Here is a 17097-nt window from a genome sequence, read left to right on the forward strand (position 1 = left end):
ACTTCGTTATGTGTTTAGTATATCATATATATAGAAGAAGGAGGTGCAGATATGCAAAAGAAAATCACTATTTATTTTTTGTATTAATGCTTTCACAATCCAAATAACTGGGGTGCATTTTCAAATTATTACCATGATTACAAATATCACTGGTCAAGCGTAACTCGTGCAAGAGATAGTAAATCATCATATGCTTACGCTCCTTCTCATCAGACCTCAAGAGCTTTTATAAATAGAAATTTTGGTGAAACAGTATATTTTAATTACGGATTTAAAAAAATTCATAGCTCATAGAAAAGATTATATTACTATTCATGAAAATTTTAGAAAGTGAGTAAAGTATGAAGCGCTTCTTTGTCATCCTTTCAAATATCTTTATAACAAGTTTTCTACTTTGGATTTGTTTTTCAACCTCATATGTGGTTATTCACAATAGTTTTCCAGCTATTGGTATTCTTTCCCAGAACAAAGAGGTATCAAAAGATCAGGTAAAATACAGTTTAGATCAATTAGCAAATGAAACAGACAGTGTGATTGGTGAACAAATTGAAACAATAGACGATAAAGGTAAGGTTCATTTTTCCTATGCAATATTTGGATCTGGCCATATCCCAAATGGCCTTGTTAAAGCTAGTGAAGAAGATTTTTACAATAGTGGCTTATTGTCCAATTATTATATTTTATCTGGAAATCTCACTCTAGATAGATTAAATCATGAACTTCAATCATTGGGTTTCACACAAACATTTGTTTCATATCCAAATATTTTTCTTAGCTTATTTACGTATATGGGAAATGGTACTCAATTACTCGTTTTGGTCATTTTTCTACTAACTTTTATAGCCTTAATGATTATTCAAAAAACCAAGGAAATGCGAACAGTTGGGATTCGATATATTTCTGGATTGCACCTAACTCAGATTTTTGGAAACTCAATGATTAGTGATTGTGGAGATTTACTTTTAGGGATAATTACAGGGGTTTTTCTTGTAATCTGTGGTGTAAGTCTATTCCATATCACACCATTTTCTGTTCCAGTTATTGTTTCAGCTAACATAACTTATAATTTGTTACTTTTGTTCCTTTCTATACTCTTTAGCTTTCTTTATGTTTTAAGTATTAAAACGGTACATTTGGTTTCTTTGCTCAAAGGAAAGTTACCTTTGAAACAGATTATGGGTATTCTTTACTTGGGGCAATTGGTCGCTTTTCTTTTAATAGTACTTACCATTCATAGAACAAGTATCTATTCAACTATTTGGCAATTGCATCAGTCTGGAGATACAGCATGGTCAAATCAAAAAGATTGGGTATTGCTTTCAACAAATAGGGAGTTTGGGGCAGAGGCTAGAAATCAGGATAGTAGAAAAATGTTGGAAGAACAATGGAAAAACTTCATAGAAACTGGCATTCAGAATGGAGGAATGCTTGTTCAGCATCCATTTGCATCATTCGATCTAAAAGGTCTGTCTTCACATCCCTTAACGGGAGAAAAAATGTCGATAAATGACTACAATCCGTATGCTAATAGCTTATATGTGACTCCTAATTATCTAGATGTTCAGAATGTAGAATTAAATGAAGAAGATAAGAAGAGCATTAATAGCCTTGGAGAAGGAGAATTTGGACTACTATTGCCTGAAAAATTAAAAGATCAAGAAGATAAATTGCGTCAAATTTATGAAGATTTCCTAGCGATTCGAAACGATAAGGGAAATAAAATTCAACAGGCTATGAAAGCTCGTGTTTTCTATATTTCAAACAATAAGAAGCGTTTCGTATATAATTCTACACCAATTTCATATCAACAATTTCTAAGTGATCCTATACTTATTGTCCTTAAACCAAGCTCTTTTGGAAAAAATCAAAATGCTTTCTTCACTTATCCATCTGATTATCTGTATTTTAAAGGTTTGGATGCCACTAAAAAACTAGTTGAACAAGGTGGAATAAAGAGATATATCAGTCAGTATGATCTTGCCTATTATGTTTATCGTGGTATGAGTCACAAAATTCAAGTTGAAATATTGACAATCATTGCTGGTGGTTTTCTCGGTATTGCTACCTCAATTCTACTCTTTAATACAATGACAATCCTCTACTTTGAAGAATTTCGTAAAACTATTCTTATTAAGAAAATATCAGGATTAAATTTTTTTGAGTTACACCAGAAATTTTTTATCTGGCAAATAGTTATCTTCATTTTGGGAGGGGCTATTGGTCTTTTGCTAACAAATAAACTTTGGGTAGTCTTTCTAACCTCTTGCGTCTTTGGTTTGAATTCTATTTTAATACTAATGCATCGTTCTCGTAAGGAAGATAGGATGGCTAGTATTATATTGAAAGGAGCATAGAAATGATTAAAATCCATCAACTAACAAAAACCTTTGGGGACCGGACGGTATTTAGTGATTTGAACTTAAATTTTGATGCAGGTAAAGTCTATGCTCTTATCGGAAATAGCGGTTGTGGCAAAACAACCTTACTAAATATGCTAGCCAAGCTAGAACCTTATGATCAGGGAAGTATTCAATATAAAGGAAAAGATTTACGAAAGATTAAACCAACAAACTATTTCAGAAATGAACTAGGTTATCTCTTCCAGAATTTTGGACTAATCGATAATAAAACTGTTTCAGAAAATTTAGATTTGGGATTAATTGGTCATAAATTAGACAAACAAAAAAAGAGAGAGACTAAAGAAGAAGTATTAGATAGAGTAGGACTATCTTATATTCAACTAGATCAAAAAGTATATGAGCTTTCTGGAGGAGAAGCACAACGTGTAGCCTTGGCAAAGATCATTTTAAAAGATCCTCCTCTAATTTTGGCAGATGAATTAACTGCCGCTCTTGATCCTGAGACCTCACAGGAGATTATGGACTTACTCCTAACATTAAAAAATAAGGAACGTCTGATCATTATTGCAACACATAATCCAACCATTTGGAAACAAGCTGATCAAGTGGTAAGCCTAAAAATTAGTCAATGAAGAATAGGGTAATAGCACAGATTTTCATTACGTTACATATTCATTTCCTGACAAAACATCCCGAAAGTTAAGTGCACCCAAATAGTTAGATTAATAATTTATCCAAAGGATTTAGTTCTGTATTGCACAGGACTGAGTCCTTTTCTACTATTTGTATAGAAGTGTATACATTTTTAATCTATAGTCGTTGAGATTTAGTAAAACTACAGCGCAAACTTCCTCTTGACTAATATGTTTTGATTTCCGTATTTTTTTATAGATCGTACCGTAATCCCAACGCATAACAGTTCCACCTCTAATTATGTGTATATATGTGACATTTTTACATTTCGATATATGTTTAGTATATCATATATATTAAAGAATGAAGTGAAAAACGTGAAAAAAATCACTATTTATTCTTTATAGCATCACTCCCACTCTTCAACTTGTTAGATATTTGGCGATGGTGGGGATTCCATTCATTGAAGGGATGTGTCCATAGATGAACAAAAGAAGCTTCAAAAAAATGTCTCTAATATTTATTTTAGGTATCATTGTAGGTCTATTCTTAATCCCATTACTTAGACCACTTATAGTTGATTGGCTAAAAACTATATTTGGTTAATAGTAACGATAACCTTATTTAACAAAAAAGTTTTCCCTTATATTTTTTAATAGCATTGTTTTGACAAATTAACTTCCACGTTTATTGGCGGTAGAAGTTGGTTTGAGAATTTAGCACTTTGATGACCTTAGATCCTTATAATCCTACACGTACAGGTATGACTTTTAGTTTTAGATATTCTCATTAGTTTAATTAAAGGAGATCCGTGTTATGGTAACGAAGCATTACAAATACATTCCTTGGTTGATCTTAGGAGCTATTGGATCTTATGAATCCGCAACTTATTTTGGACATAGTACATTTGATATGCTGTATTTATCTATTGTTTTTATGATTGTTTACGTAGCTTTGTTCATTCTACACGAAAAATATCTGAAATATAAATATAAAGAAATATTTACACATATTATGAGCAATCCTGAAAAAGATCATCATTAGTAAGATATAGCATAATAAAGAACTTCAAAAAATGACCTATTTTTGTCAAAGTTCACTTAAGCTCTATTTTCTTTGAGCTTGTGGTTTTATTAGTGAGGGGGGACAAATGGTTAAAGTTAGCGAATATAAAACTTACCTTGCATTGTATGTTAAAAGTATACTCTATCTGTGGAAAACATCACCATTCAATGTATTAATTTTGATTGTCACGATACCGATTCAGGCATTATTGCCTTCGTTATCATTGTATATTGCGAATATACTCATTAATAGAATGAACAACCTGTCACAACAATTATTATTTTTATTGCTTGGAGTATGGGGTGTAGCTTTCCTTTTAAATAATATATTTACGCCATTAACAACAATGATTCAAGGCAAGTTAACAGATGATCTTACCTATACATTGAATTGTGATATTATGAAAAAGTCTGAGGAAATTCAGACGATTGACTATTTTGAAGACAATAATTTCTATAATGATATTCAATTATTAAGTTCAGAAGCCAGTTGGAGACCTGTGAATTTATTGGTCTTTGGGACTAGTATTATTTCAAATACAATACTGTTTATTTCAATGCTGGTTATATTTGCATCATTTCATCCAGTCATTGCCTTGCTCATGTTGCTGGTTTTAGTTCCACAAGGGTTGATTTCTTATTCCCTTCAACAGCAAGCTTTTGAGGTCCTTGTTTCCAACAGTGAAGAATCAAGAAAACTGGAATATTACAGTCAAGTTTTGCTATCATCAGAGGCGATCAAAGATGTGAGACTATACAACCTCTACAATTTCTTTATGAAGAAGTATACTCAATCTTTCTCCAGTATAAAAAGAAATATTCAAAAGACAAGGTTAAAAAAATTTAACAGTTCTGTCATTTTTTTGATTTTAACTGCTCTATTGAGTGTAGGAAGTTTTATCTATATCATCTATTCTATCAAAGTAGGACAATTGGGAATTGGAGCTGTAATGCTTTTTTCTTCAAGTATTGTGTATGCAATTAATAGTATGTCAAGATTGATTGAAGATTCTAGTTTGCTGTACGACACCTTACTTTATATGGAAAAATTTTTCAAATTTATTGCACTGCCATCAGACTCTAAGAGTGCTACAGTTGCTGTGCCATCAAGTATTGAAAAAATAGATTTCGTAGACGTATCATTTAAGTATCCAACTAATGAAAACTATGCCTTAAAACATATCAGCTTCAGTGTCAATAAGGGAGAAAAGATTGCTATCGTTGGAGAAAACGGCGCAGGAAAAACCACATTGATTAAATTACTCACCCGATTTTACAATATCGAAGAAGGCGAATTATTGATCAATAACATCTCAATTAGCAACTTTGACCCAGAGAAATTTAGGGAAAATGTATCCGCTATTTTTCAGGATTTTTCTAAATTTGATCTTACTCTTAGAGAGAATGTGGGCATTTCGAATATACAGGAGATAAATGCAGATGATCAAATCCTAAAGGCATTAGAGGACAGTGGGTTTGAAAGTAGTCTATCAGACCTAAATACTATTCTTGGAAAAAAATTCGATCATAGCCGTGACCTTTCAGGAGGTCAATGGCAAAAAGTTGCGCTGGCAAGAGCTTTCTTCTCTCATTCACCTATACTGATTCTAGATGAGCCTACCGCTGCACTCGATGCCCGAACCGAATATGAATTATTTGAGAAATTCTTAAAATTAACGGAAGGAAAAACCGTATTTTTCATTACACATCGATTATCAAGCGTCCGACAAGCAGATAAAATTTTATTATTAAGAAATGGAAGGATTGAAGGATTTGATAAACATGATGCTTTAATGAAAACCAACAAATACTATGAAGAGCTTTATACCATGCAATCTTCTTTATATTACAAAGAATTAAACTAACTTTCAATTGCTATCGGTATAAGAGCGTATTCTTATGAAAACAAGCAAAAACAACCGGAAAAGAATCAGTTCCCAACTAGTTCTTCTCTGGTTGTTTTTTATACTAACGATTTTTCCGACTTAATTGATAAGAGTACATCATAGGGATAAACACAATGGCGAGGATGACCAGCACCAGTACATAAGAAAGAGCGAATTGAAGGCCTGCTTCAAGAAGAAGGATCAAGCCACCAAGCACCCACAACTTCCCTGCCAAGCGATGAGTTTTGTGCCAGTTATCTTCACTCTGCAAGGTCCAAGGTAGGCGGATTCCAACCGTGTGATTCACTTTCAACTTAGGCATGTAATTGCCCATGATTACAAAGATGAGCCCTAGCAGAACCGAAACAAAAACTGATGGATTAGTAGTAGATCCTAGCGCCTTGCTATAGATGAGATAGAAGGTACTTAAGGAAACGACTGGAGTCAACCAGTAGATTACTTTTAGCATTTTTTCATTCATAGCGCTATTCTTAGAATCGCGACCGATCATAAAGATCATAAACAGATGCACCATGAGATCGAAAATAGGAAGACCAAACACAACCAGGGGTTTCGATTGGAAGTTATTGGGCTGGCCAGCAAAATTGAAGTGAATCGGGATTTGGTTAGGCAATTGCGACCAAATCATCAGCCCCCAAAGCATGGGGAAAAGGATCACCATAGAAGTTAATAGCAATAGTTTTTTATTCGTTTTCATCAGTAGAGTCTCCTTTCAAATCAACGAGCCAGACCATTAAATCCTCCAAGACAGAAGTATTGAGCTCATAGTAGATAAAATTCTTCTCTTTTTCCTCTCGAATTAAATCTGCCTGCTTGAGGAGGCTTAAATGATGGGAAATGGTCGCTCCTGCTACATCAAAGTGGCCAGCGATATCACCAGCAGATAATTTCCCCGCCTTTAGCAGTTCTAAGATACTTCTTCTTATCGGATTCGATAAAGCTTTAAATGTTTGCGCAAAATTCATTCTCTATCTTCTCCAATCTATTTAGATTTCTTTCTAAATAGATTCTAGTACTTTCGGATGGGTTTGTCAACTCTATTTAGAAAAAAATCTAAATAGTTTCTGTTGTAAAAAATATCAGACCTAAGACCGATTCTTATAAACAGCGTCTTTTCTTAAGTTTTCTTTAAGAAATCAGCCTTATAATAAAACCATCAAATGAAGACCTCCTAACTTTGTTTGATAGAAAATCCTAAACTTTTTCATAATAATCTCCCTATAAGAGCCACCAAAACCGGTGGCTTTTTCTATGTACCTTAGCAAACGTTAGTGAGCTTAGGTACGTTGTGATGCAGTTCGAACGGCAGTGAGAACTACGATCTTTAGAATGGAATAAGTAATTTTACTGTTTGGAATGATGATTAATGCATTTTGTCAGACTTAAGACCGATTCTTATAAACAGCGTCTTTTCTTAAGTTTTCTTTAAGCAAACCGCCTTATAATAAAACCATCAAATAAAGACCTCCTAACTTTGTTTGATAGAAAATCCTAAACTTTTTCATAATAATCTCCCTATAAGAGCCACCAAAACCGGTGGCTTTTCTATATCTCTAAATTCGGTTGAACTCAGAGAGTTCAACCGAATTTAGAGATATTGATGCAGTTTGAGCAAAGCGAAAACTACGTTCCTTATTCCTTTAGCAAACGTTAGTGAGCTTAGGTACGTTGACGCAGTTCGAACGATAGTGAGAACTACGTTCCTTATTCCCTTAGCAAACGACAGTGAGAACTACGTTCCTTCTCCTTCATTTGTACAAATACTCCAATTTATGCTCGATCTATGTTATAATGAAGGGAATTTTTGTCTGAGGAGGATTTATGAAAAAAACACATTCTATGCTATTCATCCCGGGCATCATTATGCTTGGGATTGTTTTACGAACACCATTTACTACGCTTCCGACGGTCTTGTCTGACATCGCTGCTGGTTTGGGGGGTAGATGTGAGCTCTCTGGGACTATTGACTAGCTTGCCACTTCTCACCTTTGCCCTTTTCTCACCTTTTGCGATTCAATTTGCTAAAAAGTTGGGGATTGAGCGCCTCTTTTTCCTAGTTTTGATCGCGATTACGATCGGATCTGCCATTCGGATTATCAACCTCCCCTTCCTCTATCTGGGAACCATCTTGATTGGAGCTGGCATCGCCTTCCTCAATGTGCTGCTTCCAAGCCTCATTCAGGCGAACAGACCCCGCCAACTAGGCATTCTGACCACTTTGTACATCACTTCTATGGGGATGTCTACAGCGATCGCCTCTTCTGTCGCTGTTCCGATCACCAAAGCCACTTCTTGGCAAGGTTTGGTCAACATCTTGACAGCCTTGTGTGCTCTTGCTTTGGTCATCTGGATTCCTAACCTTCGCTACAACCACCCTCTAAAAAAGACGGCTACTACGGAATCTAGTAGCAAGTGGTATACCAATAAATATGTCTGGGCTATCATGATTTTTGGAGGCTTACAGTCACTGCTTTTCTACACAAGTATGACCTGGCTTCCGACCATGGCTGTTCAAGCTGGCCTTTCAAAGGTTGAATCTGGACTACTGGCCTCCGTGTTCACCCTGATCAGTCTCCCATTCTCCTTGACGATCCCAAGTTTAACGACACGGTTATCCGATCGCAATCGACGCTTGATGCTTGCGATTGTTGTCGGAGCAGGGATTCTGGGGGTAGCCATGCTCTTAATCCCGATCAGCAACTTCTTCTACTGGTTGGTATTAAATGCCCTAATTGGAAGTTCCGTTAGTTCGCTCTTCCCTTACCTCATGGTCGCTTTCTCCATGAAATCCAGTACACCTGAAAAAACGGCTCAACTTTCTGGTCTTGCTCAAACAGGAGGCTACGTCTTTGCAGCCTTTGGGCCCATCCTCTTTGGATATAGCAAATCTCTCTTCCACTCTTGGACACCTGCCATTCTTATGTTACTGGTCTTAACCATTATCATGGCGATTGCCCTTTATCAGGTGGAAAAAGTTGATCATATTTTATAACCATCGTCTGGCTGGAAGATTCGTCTTCCGGCCTTTTTTGTGCATACAAAAAAAGAACTAGGCACTTGTCCTAGTTCGAAGTTTTATTATCCGTTAAATGAGATATGTACGTGATCGTAGTGGTTTGCTGTATCTCCACCACGGTCTGGCATTTGGTTCCATGTGTTAGCAGGTCCGTAAATGTTGTCGACTGGCATGTAGAATTGTTGTTTCCAGATGATGTATGAGATACCTGCACGGTCCATGTTGTCAATTGCATATTGGGCAACTTGATCTCCAAGTTCGGAACTTGTCGGAACCATTACGTCTACTGCAAGCCCTTTACCGTGGTCTTCTGGATCCCCTTCACGGTAACCACCGATATTTGTGATACCGAATTTCGCAGCGATTTCTTGACGGAAAGCTTCCGCTTGCGGTTGAAGGTGTGGATCAGTTGGAATGGCATTTGCAGCTGTTGGAGTTGATGCTAGTGGTTGCACTTCAGGGGTAGCAGTCGTTTCTGCTGCCGGTTGTGCTGGAGCTTCCTCTGCTGCTGGAGCAGCTGGGGTTTCTGCAGGAGCTTCTTGAGTTTCCGCTACTGGAGTAGATTGAGGAGCAGCTGGCGCTACTTCTTGATTTTGAACTTCAACATTGACAGCTGGAGCACCGTAGTTTGGTGTTTCTGGAACAGCTGGTTGTGCTGGGGTTTCTGCTGCTGGTACTTCAACTACAGGAGCTTCCGCTGGGGTTTCTTGAGTTTCCGCTGCTGGAGCAACTGGAACAGCTTTGTTATCTGCGTTTACTGGTTTAGACAAATCGTTGACAGCGACTGTTTGGTCATCAACTGTCACTTGGTTTGTTGTCAAGTCAGCACTTGCAACAGTTGCATCTGTCGAACCTGCTTGAGGAGTTTGGATTTCAACTGAAGTTACTTCTTTTTGATCATTTACTGTTGTTTTCAAAACAGTACCTGGGTAGATCAAATCCATGTTGCTGATGTTGTTCAAGTTTGCCAACACATGAACATCGATTCCAAGCGCTTCTGCGATCGAACTCAATGTGTCACCATATTTTATGGTATAAGTTTGTTGGTTTTCACCGCTTTGTTGGATATCATGTTTGATTTCATCTACTGAGCGAGCTACCCAATCTTCAAGTGTTTCTGCAGTGGCTTTTGTAAATGGAATCACTGCAAGAGCTACTGTTGAAGCGATCAAGGCTTTCGTATTAACTTTTAATTTCATCTTTTATCCTCTTTTTTCTTTGTTTTTTGCTCAAGATTTTCTTGAACAAATGAACTACTATTCTATCTTATCACAATAAAAAAATAATAAAAGGCCTTTTTGGCTATTTAACAAAACTGTATTTTTCTTGTAATATTTCGTCTTTCTTGTCACATTGTTACAAACTAGTAACATAAAAATAAGGTGCTGGAAGAAGAGTTCGAGGATGAAAAAAACCTCATCTAGGAATGGTTTCTTGATGAGGTTCTTGTCTTTTTTAAGTAATTGAACACGCCCTAAATGCTGGGTGAAAAACGCAAACTGTAATAGTACTAACTTCAAAGGCACAGTAGCTGATTGGATTTTTCTCTCGCTTTAAGAGCTCGGAAGAATCCTAATCAGCCTTGTGGGGGCAGGACAACGAAGCATTCTATACAACAGTGCTTCTGTCCTGCTCCCTATTTTCCTTTGAGTTGCTTAACGGCTTTGTATCTTATTTTACCTTCATGATTCTGACGAGGTTGGCGCGTTCGGCTTCCTCGAGTTTCATTTCGATATAGTAGATGGTCTCTTTGAGGTCTGGGATCGTCGCATACTCGAGTCCATTCACTCGACGGCGGGTTTTCTCGATCTCGTCTGCCATGAGTTGACAACTTTTTTCAATTTCCGCTAATTTGAGCAAATCTGGAAGTAGATCCCCCATTTCTTGAATGGTGCTGTCCATTTGACTGTTGGAGGCGAGGTAGCTATAAACCACGTCCCCTTCATCATCTCCGTACGGATTATCGATACGGGCATGGAGCTTGGGCACGCGCACACTCATGACATTTTCTTCCTCGATATGGAGCATCACTTCTCGAGTGGGTACAGCAAAGATTTCTTCTACCATGAGGTCACTCTCTAAGGACTTGGCCATCACGAAATCTTGCATATTGCCCACCAGCGCTGCCTCCACCTTTTGGCGCAGACGATTATTCTCTCGCACAGCTTCAATAAAGCGACGCATGAGTTCATCCCGCTTATCCTTGAGCAACTTGTGCCCCCGGGTTGCTGTCTTGAGGCGCTCTTTGAGAATATTAAGCTCCATCCGAGTTGGTTTTACATTTAATCGTGCCATAGGCTAATCCTCTTTGTTTGGCAGATACTTGTCAATCATCTCATCCTTGATCCGTTTAAGCTCTGTTCTTGGAAGGATGGATAAGAGTTCCCAACCGAGATCCAAACTTTCCTCAATCGTCCGATTGGTAGTGAAACCTTGGTTGATGTATTCCTGCTCAAAGCGGTCCGTAAATTTAACATAGAGCTTGTCGGTATCTGACAAGGCAGACTCCCCAAGCACTACAGCCAGTTCTTTGGCTTGTTTTCCTTGGGCGTAAGCCGCAAAGAGCTGGTTCATGGTCGCCGCATGGTCTTCCCGAGTCTTGCCTTCACCAGAACCCTTGTCCTTCAAACGAGAAAGGGATGGAAGAACATTGATCGGTGGGCGGTAACCACTATTGTAGAGATCGCGGGACAGAATAATCTGACCTTCGGTGATGTAGCCTGTCAAGTCAGGGATGGGGTGGGTGATGTCATCTTCTGGCATGGAGAGGATTGGAATCTGGGTCACAGATCCTTTCTTTCCAACCAAGCGTCCTGCACGTTCGTAGAGGGTTGAGAGGTTAGTATAGAGGTAACCTGGATAGCCCCGACGACCTGGAACTTCCCGGCGGGCAGCGGATACTTCCCGAAGGGCTTCACAGTAGTTGGTCATATCCGTCATGATAACCAAGACGTGCATGTCTTTTTCATAGGCCAAATATTCGGCGGCTGTCAAGGCGATCCGAGGGGTGGCAATCCGTTCGATAGCTGGGTCATTGGCTAGGTTGATGAAGAGGACAGAGCGGTCAATCGCACCTGTCTCCCGAAGGTCGTTCATAAAGAACTCGGCTTCTTCAAAGGTAATTCCCATAGCCGCAAAGACCACGGCGAAGTTTTCTTCAGAATTAAGAACCGTCGCTTGACGAGCAATCTGAGCCGCCAACTCCTTGTGAGGAAGACCAGAACCTGAGAATACTGGGAGTTTTTGGCCCCGAACCAAGGTATTCAAATGGTCAATGGCTGAGATCCCTGTCTGGATAAATTCATCCGGATAGTCCCGCGAAACAGGGTTAATAGCTTGTCCATCAATGTCCAAGTACTTCTCTGGGATAATCTCTGGACCGCCATCGATGGGCTTGCCCATCCCGTTAAAGATGCGTCCGACCATGTCTTCAGACACAGGAAGTTCTAGGGGACGTCCGGTAAAGCGGACTTTGGCTTTTTCCAAGTTGATCCCGCTAGATCCTTCAAAGAGCTGGACCATAGCCTTGTCTTCTTGGACTTCGAGGACTTGTCCCTGACGGGTCGTTCCGTCATGAAGCTTGATTTCTACTAGTTCATTGTAGTGAACCCCTTCGACCTGATCGACAATCATCAAGGGACCAACAACTTCGCTGACAGTACGGTATTCTTTAATCACGCTCATTGTCTACTCCTCCTTTTGCGACGATTTGGTGTAGGGTTTCTACGATTTCTTCTTTCAGGGCTTGAATAGTTGCCAACTGATCCTCATGGATGAACTTGCTCCGGGCAATGCGGTCCCGAAGAGCCACGGTTCCTTCCATGATTTCTGTGAAGTAAGCCCCTAATTCTAGTGCTTTTTGACTTTCTTGGTCAAAGGTCAAAATGTTGGTCAACAAGGCCACCTGCTTGCTGAAAGAGGTATAGGTATCAACCTCATCAAAGGCATTTTGTTGCAGGTAGTCTTCACGGATCATCTTAGCCACATTCATGGTCAAGCGGTCTTTTTCAGACAAGGAATCTAGACCAACCAAGCGGACGATTTCTTGCAATTCACTTTCCTTTTGAAGCAAGTTCATAGCGCGGGTCACTTTTTCAGACCAGCTGATTTGTTCATGTAGATCGATATAGCGACCGACTTCATCTTGGTAAAGCGAATAAGAACTCAACCAGTTGATGGCTGGGAAGTGACGACGTTGGGCCAATTGAGCATCTAATCCCCAGAAGACCTTGACAATCCGCAAGGTATTTTGCGTTACCGGCTCTGAAATGTCTCCACCTGGAGGAGAAACGGCACCGATGGCAGTAATCGAACCCTCACGCGCAGTGGTTCCGAGTGTCTTGACCCGACCTGCACGCTCGTAGTATTCGGCGATCCGGCTACCAAGATAGGCTGGGTAGCCTTCATCCCCTGGCATTTCTTCTAGACGACCAGACATTTCACGGAGAGCTTCTGCCCAACGAGAAGTAGAGTCCGCCATGATGGCAACGGAGTAGCCCATATCGCGGAAGTATTCGGCAATGGTAATCCCTGTGTAGATGGAAGCTTCCCGCGCCGCTACTGGCATGTTCGAAGTGTTGGCGATCAGAACGGTCCGTTGCATGATGGATTGACCAGTCGTTGGATCGATCAATTCTGGAAATTCATTCAGAACGTCCGTCATTTCATTTCCACGTTCCCCACAACCAACGTAAATTACAATGTCTACATTGGCAAACTTGGCCACCTGGTGTTGCACAACTGTTTTTCCAGCTCCGAAAGGACCAGGAACAGCTGCAGCTCCACCTTTTGTCACAGGGAAGAAGGTATCGATGACCCGTTGACCGGTGATCAAAGGCTCTACTGGAATGAGTTTTTGTGCAAAGGGACGGCCTCGACGAACCGGCCATTTTTGCATCAGGGTTCCCGTAAAGAGGCTACCATCTGCCTGTTTGATCTCATAAACCGGCTCTTCAACTGTGTAAGAACCTGCTGCGATCTTGCTCACACGTCCACTGACACCGAACGGTACCATGATGCGGTGTTCCACCATATTGGTCTCTTGAACGGTGCCGACGATGTCTCCAGCAACCACCTCTGTCCCTTCTGCCACACTTGGTTCGAAGGCCCATTTGGTATCACGATCGAGATTGGGGACTTGCACCCCACGAACGAGGAAGTCACTGGCGGTGACTTCTTGGAAACGTTCCAAGGGGCGTTGGATCCCGTCAAACATCTGGGAGATCAATCCTGGTCCCAACTCGACAGAAAGGGGAGCTCCAGTTGTTATCACGGGTTCTCCTGGTCCGACTCCAGATGTTTCTTCATATACTTGAATAGAGGCTTCATCCCGCCGCATCTCAATAATTTCGCCAATCAAACCAAGATTGCCAACCCGGCAAATATCTTGGACATTGGCCTCCTGCATCCCTGATGCAACCACCAAGGGACCGGAAACTTTGATAATTTTTCCTTGAGTCATGTATTCCTCCTGGGAATCCTTTGTTTCTTTGTATTACTTTTGCGCTATCTCTCTTAGAGATTGCTTTTGTTGACCATTGGCATCGAAGTTGCTTGGATCCAACCAAGCTTCGAAACGCTCTTTGATTGCTGGCCATTCTTGATCAATGATAGACAGCCAGTCTGTATCGCGGGTTCGCCCCTTATAAACAACAGCCTGACGGAAACAGCCTTCATAGGTGAACCCTAAGCGCTCCGCTGCTTTGCGAGATGCTTGGTTTAAGGCATCGCATTTCCACTCATAGCGGCGGTAGCCTAAATCTTCAAACACGTAGCGCGCTAACAGATACTGGGCTTCTGTAGCCATGCGAGACTTTTGGAGCGCTGGTGAGTAGGTCACTGCTCCGACTTCGATCACCCGGTTGGCTTGATCGATCCGCATGAGAGAGAATGTCCCCAAAGCCTTGCCTGAATCTTTGTCTACAATCGCATAGTAAAAGCGACCTTGGGCTGTCATGAGATCATCCAATAAGTGGTCCCACTCCTCTTCATTGCGGGCAGGACCTTTGAACAGAAAGGTCCACATAGCTGCTGGAGATTCCGGCCCGTAGACCTGATAAAGATCCGCCCCGTGTTTTTCTTTTGACAGGCGCTCAATTACGGTATAGCGACCTTCGATCCGCTCAATAGCTGGCAGACGCCCCGGTGTAAACTCCGGCAGTGCATCCCCAATCGCTTGGCCAAATTCATTTGTTCTCATAAAATATCCTGTCCTACTGCTTTTTCGACATTATCACGAATCCGCTGTTGGCCCAGTCCTGTAGCCCCTCTATGGGTCGGGATAAGAATCAAGGCTGGTGTCAGCTGCTGGTCGTAAAAAGCCACTGTTTCTGGAATGGCTTGAGCAATATCCTCTGTCAGGTAGATAATCCCGAAGTTTTCCCGACTGAGTCTTCGCAAGGTATTGATCGCTTCTTGCGGCTCTGTGATCGGATAGGTTTGAAAGCCAATCAGGCGAAAAGGAAGGATGGCGTCCCGATTGCCCACAACGGCGATCTTATAGGTCTGTTTGTCCATAAATCGGTCTCATCCTTTCTTTGATTTCTGCTAGCGGAAAACCATTATCCAAACCAGAGAGGACCAAACGAAGATTGGTCACCTCTAACTCTTTTCCGTAAAGATAACGAACAAGAGGGAGTGGTCCATCGACTTCAAAACGGCCAGCGTCTAGAAGACTGAATTTCACCAAACTTTCTAAATACTCCAACTCTGTTGTCTTGAGTTGACCGGTGCGCATCTTTTCTTCATAAGTCTCTAAGGCGAGATCGTACTCCAGCGGATTGACTTGATAAAACCAGGTCAACCACTGACCCGATTCTAGCAGGTCGATCACCTGATGGGCACTGAGGCTTCCTTCATCCGAGAGCAATTGGTGCATAAAACTATGCGGTTTTTGCTGATCCAAGGCCCGTTTGACCGTAATTGCATTGTAAAAGTCAATGGTCACGTCTACCAGCTGCTTGAGAATTGGATGATCTAGGCTGTCTCCTAAGTATCTCAGGTGTTTAAAATAAGCTAAGTCCATCCCGATTTCGAGGACCCGCAAATCCTGATAGTCTTGGAATTCCTGCCAAGTTGCAGCCACTTCTTCCGCCATAAAGGCCGGACAATGCTCCGCAGAAAAGGTCGCAACCAAATGCTCGAGCACATCAAGAGAATAAGGACCGATGGGGATCAATAAATGCCCCAACTTGCGCTCTGTCGCCTTGTTTTTCAGATATACCTTGAGATTGTGATAAGTGTATTTCAAGGTGAAGAGGCTAACTAAATCCGACTGAGGGGTTACCTCAAAAGCCCATTGGTATTCCGCCAACAAGGCTGCCATCAGGCGCTCTTCAAGGGCTGCTAAATCCTTGATCTCGTGGCTGTCTAAAGCATAAGGTGTCCCTTGTAGCAAGCCTTCTCGGCTCTCACTGGAGGGACTTGCAAGCAACTGCTCGAACTGACTGGGACTGACAAAACTAGCCTCACGTACGCTGATTCCTGTATTAACTTGAGAATAGGTCCGTTCGCTCATTGCAACCTCCTAGTTCTCTTCATCGGTGAAAATGCTGGCTGCCATCTGGTAGCTTTCTTGCTCCCAAATGGAATCCACCAAATCACGGTAGAGATAGTTGTCATCAATCTTCCCAACCGACAAGATAAAGCCTGCCTGAGCTGGAATCGTCGCATCTGCAACTGTCACATTCTGATGAGTCTGCTTCAATCTATCGAGAGCTGCTGGATCAAATTTGCTAGCACTCACCGCCCCAAATGTCAGAGTCACAACTTGCCCTTGATAGCGGTCTAAAATCGTATCTACAAACTGCATTTCCTTGTCAAGGGGCCAAGCCGCCATCGCTTCATAAGCATCTGCAAAGAGATCCTTTAAGACTCGTTGCTTGGTGACAAGGGTTGATTGGCGTTTTTTATTTTCGATTTGTTGGGTTTCACGTTGCAATTGACGTTGAATCCGCTTGAGCTGCTCGGAGCGTTGATTGAGTTTATCTTGGATCAACCGCTCTTCTTGCGCAGTCTCTTCTTTTAGGATGGTTTCCTTGGCCTCTTCTAAGAGTTTACGCCCTTTTTCGTGGGCTTGTGCCAAGATCGAATCCTTTAATTGGGTTTGTTCATCCATA

14 protein-coding genes and 2 pseudogenes are annotated in these 17097 nt (G+C 41.0%); 6 read left to right on the top strand and 10 right to left on the bottom strand.

Annotated elements, in window-relative coordinates:
- Window positions 1-126: 126 nt before the first annotated feature.
- The 5 genes and pseudogenes from SM121_RS01665 to SM121_RS01685 form a co-directional block, all read left to right on the top strand.
- Window positions 127-294 (top strand): annotated as a pseudogene (locus SM121_RS01665) (lactococcin 972 family bacteriocin); the annotation flags it as partial.
- A 47-nt stretch (window positions 295-341) separates the two neighbouring features.
- Window positions 342-2354, top strand: coding sequence for a DUF1430 domain-containing protein (locus SM121_RS01670; RefSeq protein ID WP_320911023.1), 2013 nt, complete (start codon window positions 342-344; stop codon window positions 2352-2354).
- A gap of 2 nt (window positions 2355-2356) precedes the next feature.
- Window positions 2357-2992, top strand: a complete 636-nt coding sequence (locus SM121_RS01675) for an ABC transporter ATP-binding protein (protein ID WP_320911024.1) — start codon at window positions 2357-2359, stop codon at window positions 2990-2992.
- Between the two features lie 817 nt (window positions 2993-3809).
- Complete coding sequence (locus SM121_RS01680) at window positions 3810-4037, top strand: hypothetical protein (RefSeq protein ID WP_320911025.1); 228 nt, start codon at window positions 3810-3812, stop codon at window positions 4035-4037.
- A gap of 106 nt (window positions 4038-4143) precedes the next feature.
- Entirely contained in the window at window positions 4144-5922 is a 1779-nt protein-coding gene (locus tag SM121_RS01685; protein WP_151379322.1) for an ABC transporter ATP-binding protein, read from the top strand.
- A gap of 103 nt (window positions 5923-6025) precedes the next feature.
- Here the strand turns inward: SM121_RS01685 and SM121_RS01690 are convergent, their stop codons facing one another.
- Window positions 6026-6661 carry an SdpI family protein gene (locus SM121_RS01690; RefSeq protein WP_151379323.1) on the bottom strand — a complete coding sequence of 212 codons (636 nt, stop codon included), beginning with the start codon at window positions 6659-6661 and terminating at the stop codon, window positions 6026-6028.
- Window positions 6648-6929 carry an autorepressor SdpR family transcription factor gene (locus SM121_RS01695; protein ID WP_003009465.1) on the bottom strand — a complete coding sequence of 94 codons (282 nt, stop codon included), beginning with the start codon at window positions 6927-6929 and terminating at the stop codon, window positions 6648-6650. The genes SM121_RS01690 and SM121_RS01695 overlap by 14 nt, the downstream gene beginning before the upstream one ends.
- Before the next feature lie 856 nt (window positions 6930-7785).
- Between SM121_RS01695 and SM121_RS01700 the strand changes: the two are divergent.
- Window positions 7786-8956: pseudogene (locus tag SM121_RS01700) on the top strand (CynX/NimT family MFS transporter).
- 86 nt (window positions 8957-9042) lie between these two features.
- Here SM121_RS01700 and SM121_RS01705 read toward each other — a convergent pair.
- The 8 genes from SM121_RS01705 to SM121_RS01740 form a co-directional block, all read right to left on the bottom strand.
- Entirely contained in the window at window positions 9043-10179 is a 1137-nt protein-coding gene (locus SM121_RS01705) for a LysM peptidoglycan-binding domain-containing protein (RefSeq protein ID WP_320911026.1), read from the bottom strand.
- Window positions 10180-10651: 472 nt separating this feature from the next.
- Entirely contained in the window at window positions 10652-11275 is a 624-nt protein-coding gene (locus SM121_RS01710) for a V-type ATP synthase subunit D (RefSeq protein ID WP_003002380.1), read from the bottom strand.
- Between the two features lie 3 nt (window positions 11276-11278).
- On the bottom strand, window positions 11279-12664 hold the full coding sequence (locus SM121_RS01715; RefSeq protein WP_003002370.1) for a V-type ATP synthase subunit B: 1386 nt from the start codon (window positions 12662-12664) through the stop codon (window positions 11279-11281).
- Window positions 12651-14441 (bottom strand): V-type ATP synthase subunit A, encoded by a 1791-nt coding sequence (locus tag SM121_RS01720; RefSeq protein ID WP_320911027.1) that lies wholly within the window; start codon window positions 14439-14441, stop codon window positions 12651-12653. Before SM121_RS01720 ends, SM121_RS01715 begins: the two co-directional genes overlap by 14 nt.
- A 33-nt stretch (window positions 14442-14474) precedes the next feature.
- On the bottom strand, window positions 14475-15179 hold the full coding sequence (locus SM121_RS01725; RefSeq protein ID WP_320911028.1) for a GNAT family N-acetyltransferase: 705 nt from the start codon (window positions 15177-15179) through the stop codon (window positions 14475-14477).
- Window positions 15176-15496, bottom strand: coding sequence for a V-type ATP synthase subunit F (locus SM121_RS01730; protein ID WP_320911029.1), 321 nt, complete (start codon window positions 15494-15496; stop codon window positions 15176-15178). Before SM121_RS01730 ends, SM121_RS01725 begins: the two co-directional genes overlap by 4 nt.
- Window positions 15477-16496, bottom strand: a complete 1020-nt coding sequence (locus tag SM121_RS01735) for a V-type ATPase subunit (protein WP_320911030.1) — start codon at window positions 16494-16496, stop codon at window positions 15477-15479. The genes SM121_RS01730 and SM121_RS01735 overlap by 20 nt, the downstream gene beginning before the upstream one ends.
- A gap of 9 nt (window positions 16497-16505) precedes the next feature.
- On the bottom strand, window positions 16506-17096 hold the full coding sequence (locus SM121_RS01740; RefSeq protein WP_320911031.1) for a hypothetical protein: 591 nt from the start codon (window positions 17094-17096) through the stop codon (window positions 16506-16508).
- Between the last annotated feature and the right edge of the window lies 1 nt (window position 17097).

The organism is Streptococcus sp. S1 (assembly GCF_034137685.1).
Lineage (GTDB): Bacteria > Bacillota > Bacilli > Lactobacillales > Streptococcaceae > Streptococcus > Streptococcus dentalis.